Raw genomic sequence first — 14,853 nt, 5'->3', positions numbered from 1 at the left:
TTTTATTAGGATCTATCATTTCTTGACTCACAATCCTGCCTCCTTCATGCTGTCTGCACTTTGGATATTTTTGTCTACTAAGCGCATAAATAGCTCTTCTAGTCGATTGGCTTTATTACGCATACTGGCTACCGTGATACCTTGCTCAGATAACTGGTCAAAAACACCATTCAACGATTCACCTTCAGTCAGTGTGACTTCAAGCGTCTGATCATCAGGCTGCGATATGTCTGTCACTCCTGCCAAAACCAATTGACGCGTAAGCGGTGTCTCCAAATCAAAAACAAAAGTCTCAACCGATAGCTGCGCTAGCAAGTCCTTCATCTCGGTATTAATACGAATCTCACCATGATCCAAAATCGCAATGCGTTTGCACAGCTGCTCCGCTTCTTCAAGATAATGAGTCGTCAGAATAATCGTGGTGTTTTCTTCGATATTAATCTGCTGCATAAACTCCCACATAGAGCGGCGTAACTCGATATCTACCCCAGCGGTTGGCTCATCCAAAATCAATAATTTTGGCTTATGAATCAGCGCCCTTGCAATCATCAACCGGCGCTTCATACCACCTGATAGCTCACGTGACTTGCTATTGCGCTTGTCCCACAGACCTAGCGCCATTAATAATCGTTTTGCCCGTGGGCGTGCTTCTTTGGCAGGAATGCCAAAGTAACCGGCCTGTGTAATCAAAATATCTTCGACTTTTTCGAACATATTAAAATTAAACTCTTGTGGGACGATACCAAGATACTGTTTAGCAACAGACGGATTCTCTAGTAAGTCGGTGCCAAAGATCTTTACGCTGCCAGTGGTTGGTTTAAAAAGCGAGCTAATAATACCAATCATGGTTGATTTACCAGCACCATTTGGCCCCAGCAACGCAAAAAAACCTCCTTGCGGGACGGTTAAACTGACATCTTTGAGTGCCGAAAACCCATTGCTATAGGTTTTGGATAAATTCTGGATAGCAAGTGCTGGTACCTCAGACATGAAAACCTCTTTATTGGTTATAAATTTATGTAAAATCGTTTTTAGAATATAAATAGACAGAAGAGACTGTGTAGTGTCATAAAGTGAGGCTAGTGTCGATGAATTTCAACTGTAATGGCTTAGAAGTACCGTATTGATAATACTCATCATTAAAAAAGCGCCTATCTCATTTAATGAAATAGGCGCTCCACTGATATATAGGGTAAAAGGCTTAGCCAGATATTCAATACTATTAGCTTGCTTCACCAACCATATAATCGACAGCGTTTTGAACTTCTTCATCAGGGATATCAGCGCCACCTTTAGCAGGCATGGCGTTAAAACCATTGATAGCATGAGTATATAATGTTTCTTTACCCTTGGAGATACGTGGTCCCCATGCACCAGCGTCACCTAAGATTGGTGAGCCAAGTAGACCTGCCGCATGACAAGTCTGACATACCGCGTTGTATACTGCTTTGCCATCACGAGGACCATCACCCGCTGCTGGGCCAGCGGCACGTGCCGTCACATCACAAACTTCATCGTCTTCAAAGCACACTTTAGCAACTGGCTGAATGCGAGCAATTAAGTTAGGATACAAAGCAATCAGCTTTTGCACTTGCGGCGTATCTTGCGGAATAGGCTCTTCATCAACCGCAGGTGCGGCAGCGGCAGTTTCTGCGGCAGGTGCATCGCCGTCAGTCGTATCTGCAGCAGCTTGGGTATCATCACCCAACTGCTCAGGCGCATTTGCTACCACTTCCTGCGCTGCTGCTACATCAGAAACAGTTACAGGAGTGTCTACAACACTTTCAGCTTGGCTCACCGCGATACTAGCGATTCCTAGAATGGCAGCTGCCGATAACATAACTACTTTTCTCATTCGTCACGTTCTCTTATTACATATACAAAGGCTTATACGGCTCAGACATTCTGCTTGTCCTCCTTTGACAACCAAATAGTTATCAATAGCAAACAGCCATCCCGCGTACCAGCACACTTGTAATCGGTGATTATAAATATGAATTCTCCCTGTCATTATAAGGGAAAAGGCAGGTAGATTGCCATGCCTGTTTAATGACTATCCTGTTTTTTCTTAAAAAACATCAATCACTGTCTTCATTCATTGGCTTTATGGATTTTATTTGTTAGACTAAGCGGTCTTTATTTTTCGACATCTTTACTGCTCATAACGCTCGTTTAGGCATGATGTTGATAATACCGTACGCCATTGTTATTATGCGCTCGTAGCTCAGTTGGATAGAGTATCGGTCTCCGAAGCCGAGGGTCGTGGGTTCGATTCCCGCCGAGCGCACCAATCATCATATTACAGCCTTCCCTAGTATTACCAAAAACCTTTAAACCCCTTTATATTAGTCGCTTTATGTCTTTTGATATAACTTGTCATTACCTAGTAGCACCTATAGAATGTTGTACATAGTGTTGTACATACACAACATTGCTATTCTATGACTCTTAGAGGTGTGATGATGAATAAGCGCAAAAACTATCTACTAACTGACAATGGTGTAAAAGCAATAGCCAAACAGTCAGCACCTACTAAACGCACCAGACATAGTGACGGTGACAGCCTCTCCTTAATTCATGATCCTAAAGGTTCGCTTTATTGGGTAATGTCTTATCGCTACCAATCTGACAAAGATATTGAGCCAAAGCAAAAAACTTATCATATAGGTACTTACAAGCTCTCCTCACAAGTGATAGATACTAATTTCAAGCCCGAAGTTTCTTTGAAACAAGCAAGGCTTGAGCGTGATAGTGCCAAAAAACTAATTAATGATGGTATCGATCCCAGCGAGCATAAGAACAGACATAAAAACAGCTACGAACAAAAAGATTTATTCGAAGTCATAGCTAAAAGCTATATGTCAGAAAAATCAAAAACTACATCAAAGAACGTGCAAAAGCTGCAAGGATTTCTAGATAACCATATTCGGTGGTGTATCAGAAAGTATGCTGAGGAAATAAAGGAGGGTGACAGCCAAAGCAAGATGATATATTTGAGGTTATGAAGACACAAATAGATATCAGCTGTCCCGACTGTCACAGCCCCAGTTTAAAGAAAAACGGCATAAAAAGCTATGGTAAGCAGAACTACCAATGCAAGGACTGCAAACGTCAATTCATAGGTGACCATGCCTTAACCTACCAAGGCTGTCACTCTAGAATAGAAGACATCATACGGCTGATGACGGTTAGAGGTTGTGGCATCAGAGACATTGCTGTTGTCATGTCTATCAGTATTGGTAAAGTATTGAGCACCATAGGCTCATCTGTTTATAAGATCGCGCCTAAAAAGAGCTACTATGAACGCTTAGAGGTTGATGAGTTTTGGACTTACGTGTATCGCAAGAAGCGTAAAGTCTGGCTCATCTACGCTTATGACCGTGCTACCAATGAGATTGTCGCTTATGTTTGGGGCAAACGTGACTTAAAAACGGCTAAGAAGCTAAGAGCACGTTTAAAGCAGTTTAAAGTCAGCTATGACTCTATTAGTATGGACAACTGGGATAGCTTTAAAACCGCCTTTAAAAGTGATAACAAACGAATTGGCAAACAACATACGGTAGATATAGAAGGTAATAACTGCCGCCTTAGACATCGATTACGTCGAGCCGTTCGAAAGACCTGTTGCTTCTCAAAAAAGCTTGATAACCACTTTAAGACGTTTGATTTGGTGTTCTTTTATGTCAATTATGGTTACGTCTGATGACAGCATACTTTTTAGAACACCACCGAATCGTTTAATACTTTGGCTATTTGAAACCGATGTTTATTATGGTTTTTAGATAAGCCCGTAGTTAGTTGTTTTAGTAATTTATCAGGATCAGATCCCATTTGAGTTATAAAATAGGTCGGCAGCATGTTGAAAACATAACGCTGCTTTTCATCTTCAGTATCACCAAGGTTAATGTTTTTATCCGTCATGCTATGTACCTCTTGTTCTCTGTATAACCTATCCTGAAACCTCATCGCCCAGCTTCGTATCAAGCATCAATCGAATGAATTGCTTAAACTGATTCGGGTTAGACAGTAGATGCATAGTCATGTCTTCAAACGTACCCTTTGCATCAAACATAGCGTCCTCGGCAGCGTTTGGATAACCACCCAGCATAATCTGATCAACACTATTATTGGTGAACTGTTTGACCACGAGCTCATTCTCAGTGACCTTATCCCAAATAGTATTCATAAAGTTCACTTTGTCCTTATCGGTAAAATCCTCACCAGCAAAAACCTCGTTTAATCTATCAATAATCTGTGATAGCAGTGCTTCTTGTTTGTCTTTAGGCGTGGCCGTGCCCGCTCCACTGCCACCATCTAGTTGATACTCAGACTTGCCCTCTTGTAGCTTTAAGTCTTGCTGATGCAGCTTTGAGACGCGGTAATGACTCATAACGATGTTACTTAGATCAACCTCATCTTCGTTGTCCATGCTTTCACGTAATAGCGGCTGTAAGTTACGCGCGTATAGGCTCAATTTCTCTAGCTCTTTGTCGTCATAGTCCACAATCTGCGACATAAACTCATATTGGCGGGTAAAGGTGCCTAAGTCCTTTTTAAATATTTCCAGCGCGTCTTGATCGGCCCTAAAACCTTTGTAGTCATTCTCAGCATTAGTCATCAGTACCACATCACCCGTCGCTTTGGTACGCTCTAGCATCACTTTGGCATGCTGTGCTTGTTCACGTGCTTGGCTGTAGCGCTTCTGCCAACGCTCAACCGCTGGCTTGCAGATATTACTAATGGCTGCATTAGACTTGTTCTTGCTGTAGAAGGCCTCAACGAATTGCTCGACCTCGTGCCATAAGAAAATTTGAGATGCTCGCAATTTCTCATAAAGGTCAAACACCTGATCAGGGTCAGACACGTCCGCTAAGGTTGCGGTTTCATAGTATGGTTGGAAGGCCTCCAGAATATCGTCAGGATCATTAAAGAAATCGAGCACAAACGTGCCGCTCTCTGCCTTGCCCTTATAAGTACGGTTCAGCCGTGAAAGGGTCTGTACGCAGTCCACGCCTGTTAGTTTCTTATCCACGTACATGGCGCACAGTTTAGGCTGGTCAAAGCCTGTCTGGAACTTGTTGGCCACTAGCATCACTTGATAGTCATCACTGTCGAAGGCTTTACGCAGATCACGGCCTTTTAATCCAATATTCATATTATGCTCGGTGAACTTCTCACCAAGTAATGCGCCGCTATCAGGATCATTATCGTTAAAGGTGACCTCACCTGAGAACGCGACCATCGCATTGATGTTTCTATAGCCATACTCAGCGATATAGTTATCAAAGGCTAGCTTATAGCGTACCGCCTCTTTACGTGAACCGGTCACCACCATCGCTTTGGCTTGGCCACCAAGTAAGCCTTTGATGTTGTCATTAAAGTGCTCAATGATGATCTTCACTTTCTGGGCGATATTATGCTCATGCAAGCGTACCCAATTATTGAGCTTAATCTTGGCGCGGCGAGCATCAACTTCGTCATCAGCGGCGGCAAGTTTTTGCTTGAGCTGATAGACCACTTTATAGTTGGTATAGTTTTTAAGCACATCTAGGATGAAGCCCTCTTCAATCGCTTGGCGCATGGAATAGACATGATAAGCGGCTGGCAAGTTATCTTTAGAGGCTGGCAAATCAGGATTAGGCAAACGCCCGAATAGCTCAATGGTCTTTGGCTTAGGTGTGGCGGTAAAGGCATAATAGCTTAGGTTAGGACTGCTACGGCGTGCGGCAAGCGTGGCATCTAAGATGTCCTCACTAGATAGCGGCGCGTCATCATCTGCATTACTCTCTATATCACCTGAGACCAATACTTCTTTCAGCTGGCGAGCCGTTGAGCCTGTCTGTGATGAGTGTGCTTCATCGGCGATAATGGCATAGCGCCGTGATTTTAGAACACTAGAGTCTTCAATGGCTTTAAGTACGAACGGAAAGGTTTGAATGGTAACGATAATAATGGGCTGAGAGTCTACCAGTGCGGCAGCAAGCTTCTCAGACTTTGAACCGTCACCTTCTTTGTTATTGATTTTACCAACTACGCCATCAGCATGTTCAAACTGATAAATCGTTTCTTGTAGCTGGTCATCAAGTACGGTACGGTCAGTAATGACAATCACTGAATGAAACTGTTTATCGCCATCGCTGTTGTATAAGGTAGATAGCTGATGGGCCGTCCATGCGATAGAGTTTGATTTACCTGAGCCAGCACTATGCTGAATCAGATACTTTTGACCAGCGCCTTCAGTCACAGCGGCATTGACCAATTTGGTCACGACATCCCACTGATGATAGCGCGGAAACATCATAGTTTCTTTTTTAGACTTGCGACCAATTGCGTCTTCTTCTCCCTCTATCTGCAAGTGCATAAAATGCCCAAGGATCGATAGCAAATTCTCTGGCGTGAGCACCTCGTTCCAGAGGTAATCGGTGGCATAACGGCTGCTATCGCTAGGCGTATCATTGCCCGCGCCGCCATCTTTAATGCCTTTATTAAAGGGTAAAAAGTAGGTGCTGTTACCTGCCAGCTTGGTTGTCATATAGACTTCATACTGACTGACGGCAAAGTGAACCAGTGCGCCGCGCTTAAACGTCAGTAGCGGCTCAGGTTTCTTAGTATCAGGGTCTTTAGGCAGGCGTGTCCTCTTATACTGAGTAATAGCGTTTTGTACCGATTGCTTAAACTCAGACTTTAGCTCCATCGTCGTCACGGGTAAGCCATTGACGAATAAAACCACGTCAATACGGTTACGCTTAGCGACCTTGCCGTCAGTGCTGTCTTTTAAACTAGCATGCGGGCTATACACCACCTCAGGAACGACACGGCAGATATTGGCCTTATAGCGTGCCATGGTCTCAGGGTTGAGGCTGTGCTCAGGCTTAAACTGGCATAAACTAAAACGCGCGTTACGAATCTTTAGGCCATGACGTAATACACCAAGCGTGCCATAAGTGCGCGATGCTCTATCGGTGGCGTGCTCATCGGCTTTATTGAGCTGCTTAACCAGCGCGGTGATAAAGTAGCGCTCTGAATCGATAGGAAAGGTACGGCAAAACTTCTCCCACTCTTGTGGCTGGGTCGTCTGCACAAAGTCCAGCACATCTTGCTCATACAGCGCAGTCTCTGCCTGATAGCCGCTGGCATGACCCAATTGCCAGCCATGTGCCTGCATCTGGTCGATGATATCGGCTTGGAAGACAGATTCGTAAGCGATATCGTGGGCGTTGGTCATGTTAAGTCCGTTTAGTTTTATTATTATTTTGCTTAAAATAATTAGGTCGAAAGCGCTATAAGGTCTGAATACTCTCTAGCAAATATAAAAAGCAGCACTAGCAGAAACGTTAATAGTAGCGTTCTATATTTCTCAGCGACTGCTCTTTTGGAAGTAAGTGCCTTATAAGAAATAAACAGATAAGGAATAATTACAATCCAAACATAGGGAATCCAAAGGAACATTAAAGTAATGGTAATATCGTCCAGCATATACTTAGCGGTACTACTAAAAAACTCTAAAGAAACAGTATAATTCGAGTCGTGCTTTTTGTACCCGCTGTAAGTTAAGTAAGCATTTATTAGATAAGCAATAATAGGGCTATAAATGAGCGCCCAGAATAGCTGCTTGTAGCACTTAGTAATTGGATCGGGATGATTCATAATTATATCTATTAATATGCGGAAGTCATTTTAAGGCATATTTAACAGTTTAGAGCCAAGACATGATTGCAAGTCGCCATTGCCACAGCCTTTATCAAACCATTCCTTAGCCTGCACGTTGTCTTGCTTTACCCCTTGCGCCTTCATATACATCAGCCCCAGATTACGCGGGGCGAACGGATGATTTTGGGCGGCAGCTTGTTTAAATAACGTCATGGCGCGGGCATAATTTTGCGGTACGCCATTGCCCTCTAAGTACATCACAGCAAGGTTGTTTAGACCAGCAGCTTCACCTTGATTGGCAGATTGTTGTGACCACTCAAACGCTTTAACATAGCTTTGGTCAACGCCTTGACCACTATAGTATGCCCAGCCCAAACCGCCCATACCCAATGCATTGCCATGGTTGGCAGACTTTTCATACCATTTAAAAGCCTCGGCATAATCACGCGCAACCCCATTACCGTTCTCATACATATAGCCTAAATTATTTTGCGCCAAATCCTCACCTTGCGCGGCGGCTTTTCGTAGCCAATACAGTGCTTTGGTATAATCCTGCGTCACACCTAAGCCTTTTATATAAAACTGTCCAATATTGTTTTGGGCAATTGCATGTCCTTGATCGGCAGCCTTTTGATACCATTTGGCTGCTTCGCTATAGTCTTGCGTCACGCCTAAGCCTGCTTCATACATCACGCCGATGTTATTGTGAGCGTCAAGATCTCCTTGCTCAATGGCTTTTTGATACCAGTCATAGGCTTTGGTAAAATCCTGATCAACCCCAATGCCGCTTTGATACAACAAGCCCAAACTGTACTGCGCCATCACATTATCTTGTGCGGCGGCGCGTTGATACCACTCGACCGCTTTGGCATAGTCAGGCGTCACGCCCAGTCCTTCTTGGTACACCGCGCCCATGCTATATTGCGCGAATGGCTCCTCTTGATTGGCAGATTTCTCGAACCATGCGAGCGACTTGGCATAATCTTGCTCTACCCCTAAGCCTTCTTGATACATCGCGCCAAGATTATATTGCGCTATGCTGTCGCCTTGATTGGCAGCCTTTTGGAACCATTCGGCGCCGGCAGCATAATCCTGCGGCACATACTCGCCTGTCATATATATCGCGCCCATATCGTATTGCGCTGCCGCCACGCCCTGATCAGCGGCTTTTTTATACCACGCCACCGCTTTGTTAGGGTCTTGGGGCACACCATCGCCCATCTCATACATCGCGCCCATGCTATATTGAGCGGCGGCATGACCTTGTTCCGCCAGCGCTTTGGTACTGCTAAAACTGGTTGCATGCGCGGATAACGATAGCGCTAAAGCAGCGCTCAAAGCTATTACTTTGTGTCTGATTCTTAGCGGTACGATTGACACTTTCATTTTGTCCTCTACATATTAGGGCGGAATGGATATAGGGTATTTTATTTATATCAAGTTATTGTATAAGGGCATTCCCGTTGCTTAATACTATAGTCATAAACCGCTGGCATGACTCAACTGCCAACCTTGCGCCTGCATTTGGCTGACAATATCGGCTTGAAAGACAGATTCGTAAGTGATGTTATGCGCGTTAATAGCAGTACTTGTCTGAGTCATGGTGAGATTCTTATTATTAAGTTATGAATTGGGCTTATGAGATCAACCACACTTTATCGATTTCAACGATCTGTTGCTCCTGCCCTTTAATGCTTTCTTTTCTTAAAAATCTAATAGGGTCAATGTCTTGCAACATCTCTACATCTTCTTCATCAGCCATATCATAATAGTCAAGCCTTCGATAAAGTTTCCATTCAAAATGATCTAAGTATTCAGCGGTTTTTGAATTATAGTGAATAGAGCTTTGAATACCATTTTCGGGCTGCTCATCTATTGGCTCAAACGTATTTTGATAAAAGTCTTTGTAATCCTCTATCGCACAAACTACTTGTGAGCGACTGATGTACGTTTCAAATAGCCAGATTTGTAAATAATACGGGGTTTGCAACTTTTCTAGCGAATCTTTCCATGACTGATAGATATTTTGCACATTTTTAATCAATAGATATTCACAGTCGCCAATTGGCTCAGGATAGATACTATTAATCAAAGACAAGCGTGACCATGGAGCTACCAAAAACTTAACGTAATCTCGCTTTTCTTGATTTAACAGATCAACATCAAGAACTTTATTAGCTTCGCCCCATTTTTCAATAGTGCGCTTACGGCGGTTAATGCCTCTTATTTTGCGATATCTTAATACGTTGTTTTTCATAGCTCACTCTATTTTTTGATACGCTTAAATCAAGCCTTAGGGCTCCTCACATACCATCTTCAAGCTCTTACCAAATATGGTTTTATTGAGCTGATTGTAGTTGTTAAAGACTTTTTCAGAGTCAGCATGATAAACCTGATCATTCACGCAATTACCAAAGCCAAAAGTTATCAAGTTTATTCTGGCATACTTAGCAGAGCTACTTACCTTTTCTTCCTGATAGCGCTGGGTCGCAATTTTACGATATCGTTCTAGTTCATCAGCCCCATACTCGCTTGTTTCCAGAATTTGCTCTTCAACAAACTGTTTCCATTTATTTTGCACCGCCGCTTCGTTCTGCATGAAAGGTTCAATATAGTTTTTACACATCTGAGGGCTTTGTTTGAGGGCTTCACTAGGGTTTAGATAGCCTAAAATGACTAATCGATCTTTTTCATACTCTGCGTCAATCGTTTTGAGTAAGTTTCGTTTATAGCCTTTCGCTTCAGGTACAACATCAAGACGCTCAGTATCACGCTTTACTTGCTTATACTCTTCGGTCGAGACATCTAAGTCTTTCATAGATAGTTTATCTAGCGCATCAACACTCATGGGTGAAGAGAAGCTTTCCAGATTTAATCTGGTTAAACGATCCAATACGAGATGGGAATTTTTGATTTGCTTGGCGCTGTACTTTTTATTATCAAAACTCCCTTTCATATCGCATAGATCGTCTTGCCATTTGTAGACTTCGGCTGTCGCAATACTAGGCACAGTCAGTAATACACTTACCGCTATCAACGAATACCTTTTCATCATTGGAGTCCTTTTTTTCATTCGCCTTGCTTATTTTGATATTTATTAATCGAGCAAACATTTAACTCACTATTCTTTTTAGGATGCTTTTTAAAGCCAGTCAAATTGAATTAAACAATCAACCATACTTTATTGATACCAACGATCTGATACTTTCTACCTTTGATGATCTCTATTTTTTACTTTTGCAAGAGGTCTACTCTTGGTGCATTGCGCATTGCGCTGTGTATTTACCGTCAAATACTTTATGATTAAGCTTTGCATAATTAGCAGACACTGTCTTTAGCTCAGGGCGATAAGCGGTACTCTTAACACAGTTGTAAAACCCAGAAGACACAATAGCGTTTCGCGCATAAAAATAATCACTCAGTGACTTTTGTTCTTGATAATCTCTCATCTCAATCTTACGATAAAACTCATCACCCAAATCACCTGTACGTACTTTATCTTGAATATTTTCTTCCACCACTTGCTGCCATTTATTCTGCACTGCCGTTTCATCTTGCAATAAAGCCTCTACATAATGCTGACACATTGGCGGGCTTTGCTTAAGCGCTTTACTAGGATTGCGATAAGCCAAAATAGCCAATTGTGCCGTTTTATATTCGCCATCAATAGTCTTAAGTAGCTGTTGTTTATACTTCTGTGCTTCGGGAACTAACTCAAGTTGCTCTACATTACTTTTAGCTTGCTTATACTCTTTAGTCAGTACCTCTGGGTCTTTCGACGATATATTGTCTAAAAAAAGATTACTCATAGGCTCAGAAAAGCTTTCAAGATTTGCTCTCGTCAAACTGTTCAATACGAAATGAGAATTCTCTATTTGTTTGGCAGTATATTTATTATTATCAAAATCACCTTGATATTGACAAAGCTTCATTTCCGAGCGCCACTCATAAGTCTGCGCTTGGGCGCTAGTGGTGACTGCTATTGAGACAAAAATGGCGGCTGTCGTCATTGCTTTCATAAATGAAACTCCTTTGGTTATTTTGCTGGTTATGACATATAAACAAGCGCTTCATCTTTACATTACTGACGACTCATCCGCCCGCCAACCTCTCACATCAATCTTACTCGTAACGGCAGCAGAGATTAAAACGGTGCGGAGTCTTACATCAATTGAAATTAATTATGGATAGACACCAAATACTAACGCTGCTATCTGATAGCCGCTGGTGCGACCCAACTGCAAGCCTTGCGCTTGTATTTGAGGAGTACAGATTCTTAGGTGACGTCGCGGCTCATGGCATTTTCTTATTTTTACTTTTGTTAAACGGTATATAAATATAGCAGACAAAATATCAGCTAGCGCTGGCAAAACCCTTTGTATGTTCCATATATTATATATAGCCGATAACTGCTATTTCTATTCTTTAAACGATTCTTCAAATTTATCTATGTATGATAGAAAAGCTGGAACCTCTTCAGATTTTGATCTGATACTAATATTTTCAAGAATACGACGGACAATATGTAGGTTTTTAATATCCTTAAGTGTTATAAATATAAGCATCATGTCTCTAACGACAGGAATAACTTGCTCCAAAATTTTAGGGTTATCACTCAGCTGAAAACGAAAAGATATTTTATTTAGTACTATCAATCTATTAGAAAGATTCGGATCCATTTGAAGAATCTCATACTTTAATAATAATGCTTCAAGTACTGCAACCTCTGTCAATTCATCGGTACAATCAATCCCTTCATCCACTACCGAGTCTATAATTTTTAAAGATTTATCGTATTCTTTCAATCCATATAGTGCTCTGGCTTTATCAGTATATGCCGCTCTTATAATTTTTTTATTATAGCCATCATGAATATCTTCAGGAAGATTTCCATGAGTATAAATATCAATAATTTTTTCACAAACTGATATAGCATCTTGATATTCTTCAAGCATAATAAGGCTTGTTGTTTTCCATGTTAAAGCAGCTTTGGCATGGGTGCGCTCTTGTGAATCTTCGCTATCAATATATTGACAATATAGGTTATCAGCCAGTTCAATGGCCTCATGATAACTATTTTTAAGAAAAAGTTTTTGAACATTTCCTGCCATTTTGGCAGATTTAGATTTTAAAAACCCAAACATCATCTAGCCTTTTTATACAGTCTATTTTTTTAAATAACCAATACTATGTTATTTGCTATAGCATCTTTAGTATAAAAGCATGCTGGACGATGCTAGCATAAAAACAAAACAATTGTACATTAATAATAAAAAATCATCCTACCTTTTGGGTCGATTATCTAACGCTATGTGCTTACCATAGAATATGTTGTGTCTCATTGCTTTACTTTAATCAACCACACTTTATTCACTTCTGCTATTGTGTGTGGGCGTCCATTAATAACCACGTTCATTTAATCGTCTATATTGATCACAGCCATATTGATGACCCTTGTCACACGTTTTCCCGTACCATTCCTTTGCTGTAGATCGGTTTCTCTTAAGACCACCAAAACCTTCTTCATAAAAGTATCCAAGCATCCCTTGACCTTGTATGCTTCCTTGTTTTGCTGCCTTTTGAAACATTTTTCTTGCCAGCACAAGATCTTGACGAACACCTTCACCTTTGTAATATATTATACCAACCTTAACTTGGTACTCTTCATTACCTTGGTTTGCCCATTTTTTCATATCAGCCAAACTATCCTTAGCATCAGAGTATTTATTCTCATAAGATACACGGCTATTTAGCGAGGCAAGTTGATATTTTTGTTGCTTTGCATGAGCACTTAAATTATCAATCGCTTTACTGATTTCTTCATTAGTATATATATGATCACCGCTCTTAGTGCGATAGAGATTGCGACTAGAACCATAACTTGCAGAAGTAGAATCATTGCTAGTCGTGTGGGTCAAAGTGTTATTTGGTTGAAAGGTAGTTTCGACAGCACCATTCACTTGGGCTGTACCTATTCCAAATATTGATAATATTAACATTAACTTTCTCATAAACTTACTGACTACCTTTCAATTATCGCTAATGATGGTCAATCCCAAACTCTCTATCCTCCTAAGCTTAAGCTAAACCTTTTATCAAATACAATATGCGTTTAATCTCTATTTACAGCTAATCTGGCACCCGCCAACCCCGCACATCAATCTTACCCGTAACAGCAGCAGATATTAAAGCAGTGCGACGTTCTTGCATAAGTTGGATTGCTTGTTCTGCTTTACTAACCAAATTTAAAAAAACCTTTAGCTTGTCGCTTAAGTATTGGCAGATTTGTTCTTGTTCACCAAATGGTGGAATAACACAGCCTAGTTCTAATAAATTCTCTTGCGTCATACTTGGTAATGCAGTATTTGTTGAAAGCTGATCAAAAGGGAATAGTAATGCTTGATGATAAATGTAATTTGGCTTAGCGTTACTGAACACTTCACTATAAAACATGGTATCCACTGTCCAGAATTTTCCCGAAACTAATAGAGGTTTATCTACAGTCCCTTTTCTTCCAAATAGTACGGACTCACCATCAAATAAGTAATCCGAACTACGCTTGAAAATCCCACCCGATCCATAAACAGGATAGCCACCACTTTCTACTTCTACCTCTTTATAGTCCCGACCGTTACGAATTCTCAAAACATTTTTTAGGCGACCAACTTCCCAATGCTCAGGCACTTTCCCCAACCACTCAACACCCGAATCTTTCATCGGCGCGTCAGGGTTTAAACCTTTAGTCACCGCATGACTGATGACGGCTTGGCGCTTCTCTTTTAACAGTTGAATAAGGGTTTGCTGTTTTTCAATTAAGGTATCGATTTGGGCGGTTTCGTGGTCAAGGAAGCTGGCGATTTGGGTTTGATCTTCTTCTTTTTGAGGAAAGGCTATAACTAAATCATTAATTTTACTAATAGTCATACGTCTCAAAGCAGAACCATGAATAACACTATTCATTTGATCGATATTGATACCTGAAATTAAATAATAATAAAGATACTTATTAACTAACTTCCTACTTGGAGTTAATAGTCCCAATGAAGATAAAATCACAAAGTCAGGCATCTGCTCTGTAACAATACAGGCTCTCCCAATTGTTCCATCTTTTGTAAGTAAGACATCTCCAACAGACGGTTTACAACCTTCTGAACCGCCCCGACTATATCGGAGAGTGATTTACTTGAGTCAGGCAGCCATGCC

The 14,853-nt window shown here is 41.4% G+C and carries 15 protein-coding genes and 1 tRNA gene; 3 read left to right on the top strand and 13 right to left on the bottom strand.

Annotated elements, in window-relative coordinates:
- Positions 1 to 27: 27 nt before the first annotated feature.
- Both I3257_RS10640 and I3257_RS10635 read right to left on the bottom strand, forming a co-directional pair.
- Entirely contained in the window at positions 28 to 990 is a 963-nt protein-coding gene (locus I3257_RS10640) for an ABC transporter ATP-binding protein (protein ID WP_238049722.1), read from the bottom strand.
- A 232-nt stretch (positions 991 to 1,222) separates the two neighbouring features.
- Entirely contained in the window at positions 1,223 to 1,855 is a 633-nt protein-coding gene (locus I3257_RS10635; protein WP_201560461.1) for a c-type cytochrome, read from the bottom strand.
- A 358-nt stretch (positions 1,856 to 2,213) separates the two neighbouring features.
- Between I3257_RS10635 and I3257_RS10630 the strand changes: the two genes are divergently transcribed.
- The 3 genes from I3257_RS10630 (at position 2,214) to I3257_RS10620 (ending at position 3,703) form a co-directional block, all read left to right on the top strand.
- Positions 2,214 to 2,290, top strand: a tRNA-Arg gene (locus I3257_RS10630).
- A gap of 172 nt (positions 2,291 to 2,462) precedes the next feature.
- Positions 2,463 to 3,005 (top strand): Arm DNA-binding domain-containing protein, encoded by a 543-nt coding sequence (locus tag I3257_RS10625; RefSeq protein WP_238049721.1) that lies wholly within the window; start codon positions 2,463 to 2,465, stop codon positions 3,003 to 3,005.
- Entirely contained in the window at positions 3,002 to 3,703 is a 702-nt protein-coding gene (locus I3257_RS10620; RefSeq protein ID WP_238049720.1) for an IS1 family transposase, read from the top strand. The genes I3257_RS10625 and I3257_RS10620 overlap by 4 nt, the downstream gene beginning before the upstream one ends.
- A 14-nt stretch (positions 3,704 to 3,717) precedes the next feature.
- Here the strand turns inward: I3257_RS10620 and I3257_RS10615 are convergent, their stop codons facing one another.
- From I3257_RS10615 to I3257_RS14225, 11 genes are all read right to left on the bottom strand, one after another.
- Positions 3,718 to 3,921 (bottom strand): hypothetical protein, encoded by a 204-nt coding sequence (locus I3257_RS10615; protein WP_238049719.1) that lies wholly within the window; start codon positions 3,919 to 3,921, stop codon positions 3,718 to 3,720.
- Between the two features lie 28 nt (positions 3,922 to 3,949).
- Positions 3,950 to 7,225, bottom strand: coding sequence for a DEAD/DEAH box helicase family protein (locus tag I3257_RS10610; RefSeq protein ID WP_238049718.1), 3,276 nt, complete (start codon positions 7,223 to 7,225; stop codon positions 3,950 to 3,952).
- 41 nt (positions 7,226 to 7,266) lie between these two features.
- A complete protein-coding gene (locus I3257_RS10605) occupies positions 7,267 to 7,647 on the bottom strand; it encodes a hypothetical protein (RefSeq protein ID WP_045446530.1) in 381 nt (126 codons plus the stop codon).
- A 30-nt stretch (positions 7,648 to 7,677) separates the two neighbouring features.
- Positions 7,678 to 8,988 (bottom strand): tetratricopeptide repeat protein, encoded by a 1,311-nt coding sequence (locus I3257_RS10600; RefSeq protein ID WP_238049717.1) that lies wholly within the window; start codon positions 8,986 to 8,988, stop codon positions 7,678 to 7,680.
- A gap of 141 nt (positions 8,989 to 9,129) precedes the next feature.
- On the bottom strand, positions 9,130 to 9,252 hold the full coding sequence (locus tag I3257_RS14170) for a hypothetical protein (RefSeq protein ID WP_265089044.1): 123 nt from the start codon (positions 9,250 to 9,252) through the stop codon (positions 9,130 to 9,132).
- 34 nt (positions 9,253 to 9,286) lie between these two features.
- Positions 9,287 to 9,907 carry a hypothetical protein gene (locus I3257_RS10595; protein WP_201540411.1) on the bottom strand — a complete coding sequence of 207 codons (621 nt, stop codon included), beginning with the start codon at positions 9,905 to 9,907 and terminating at the stop codon, positions 9,287 to 9,289.
- A 36-nt stretch (positions 9,908 to 9,943) separates the two neighbouring features.
- On the bottom strand, positions 9,944 to 10,705 hold the full coding sequence (locus tag I3257_RS10590; protein WP_238049716.1) for a hypothetical protein: 762 nt from the start codon (positions 10,703 to 10,705) through the stop codon (positions 9,944 to 9,946).
- Between the two features lie 193 nt (positions 10,706 to 10,898).
- Entirely contained in the window at positions 10,899 to 11,669 is a 771-nt protein-coding gene (locus I3257_RS10585) for a hypothetical protein (RefSeq protein ID WP_238049715.1), read from the bottom strand.
- Between the two features lie 399 nt (positions 11,670 to 12,068).
- Positions 12,069 to 12,794 (bottom strand): hypothetical protein, encoded by a 726-nt coding sequence (locus tag I3257_RS10580; RefSeq protein ID WP_238049714.1) that lies wholly within the window; start codon positions 12,792 to 12,794, stop codon positions 12,069 to 12,071.
- A 255-nt stretch (positions 12,795 to 13,049) separates the two neighbouring features.
- Positions 13,050 to 13,661 (bottom strand): tetratricopeptide repeat protein, encoded by a 612-nt coding sequence (locus I3257_RS10575; RefSeq protein WP_238049713.1) that lies wholly within the window; start codon positions 13,659 to 13,661, stop codon positions 13,050 to 13,052.
- A gap of 118 nt (positions 13,662 to 13,779) precedes the next feature.
- Positions 13,780 to 14,829, bottom strand: coding sequence for a restriction endonuclease subunit S (locus tag I3257_RS14225; protein WP_346014813.1), 1,050 nt, complete (start codon positions 14,827 to 14,829; stop codon positions 13,780 to 13,782).
- Positions 14,830 to 14,853: the final 24 nt, after the last annotated feature.

The sequence above is a fragment of the Psychrobacter sp. Ps7 genome (assembly GCF_022129225.1).
Classification (GTDB): Bacteria; Pseudomonadota; Gammaproteobacteria; order Pseudomonadales; family Moraxellaceae; genus Psychrobacter; species Psychrobacter immobilis_A.
The sequence above is the reverse complement of the archived record's forward strand: the minus strand, read 5'-3'. Positions and strand labels throughout refer to the sequence as shown.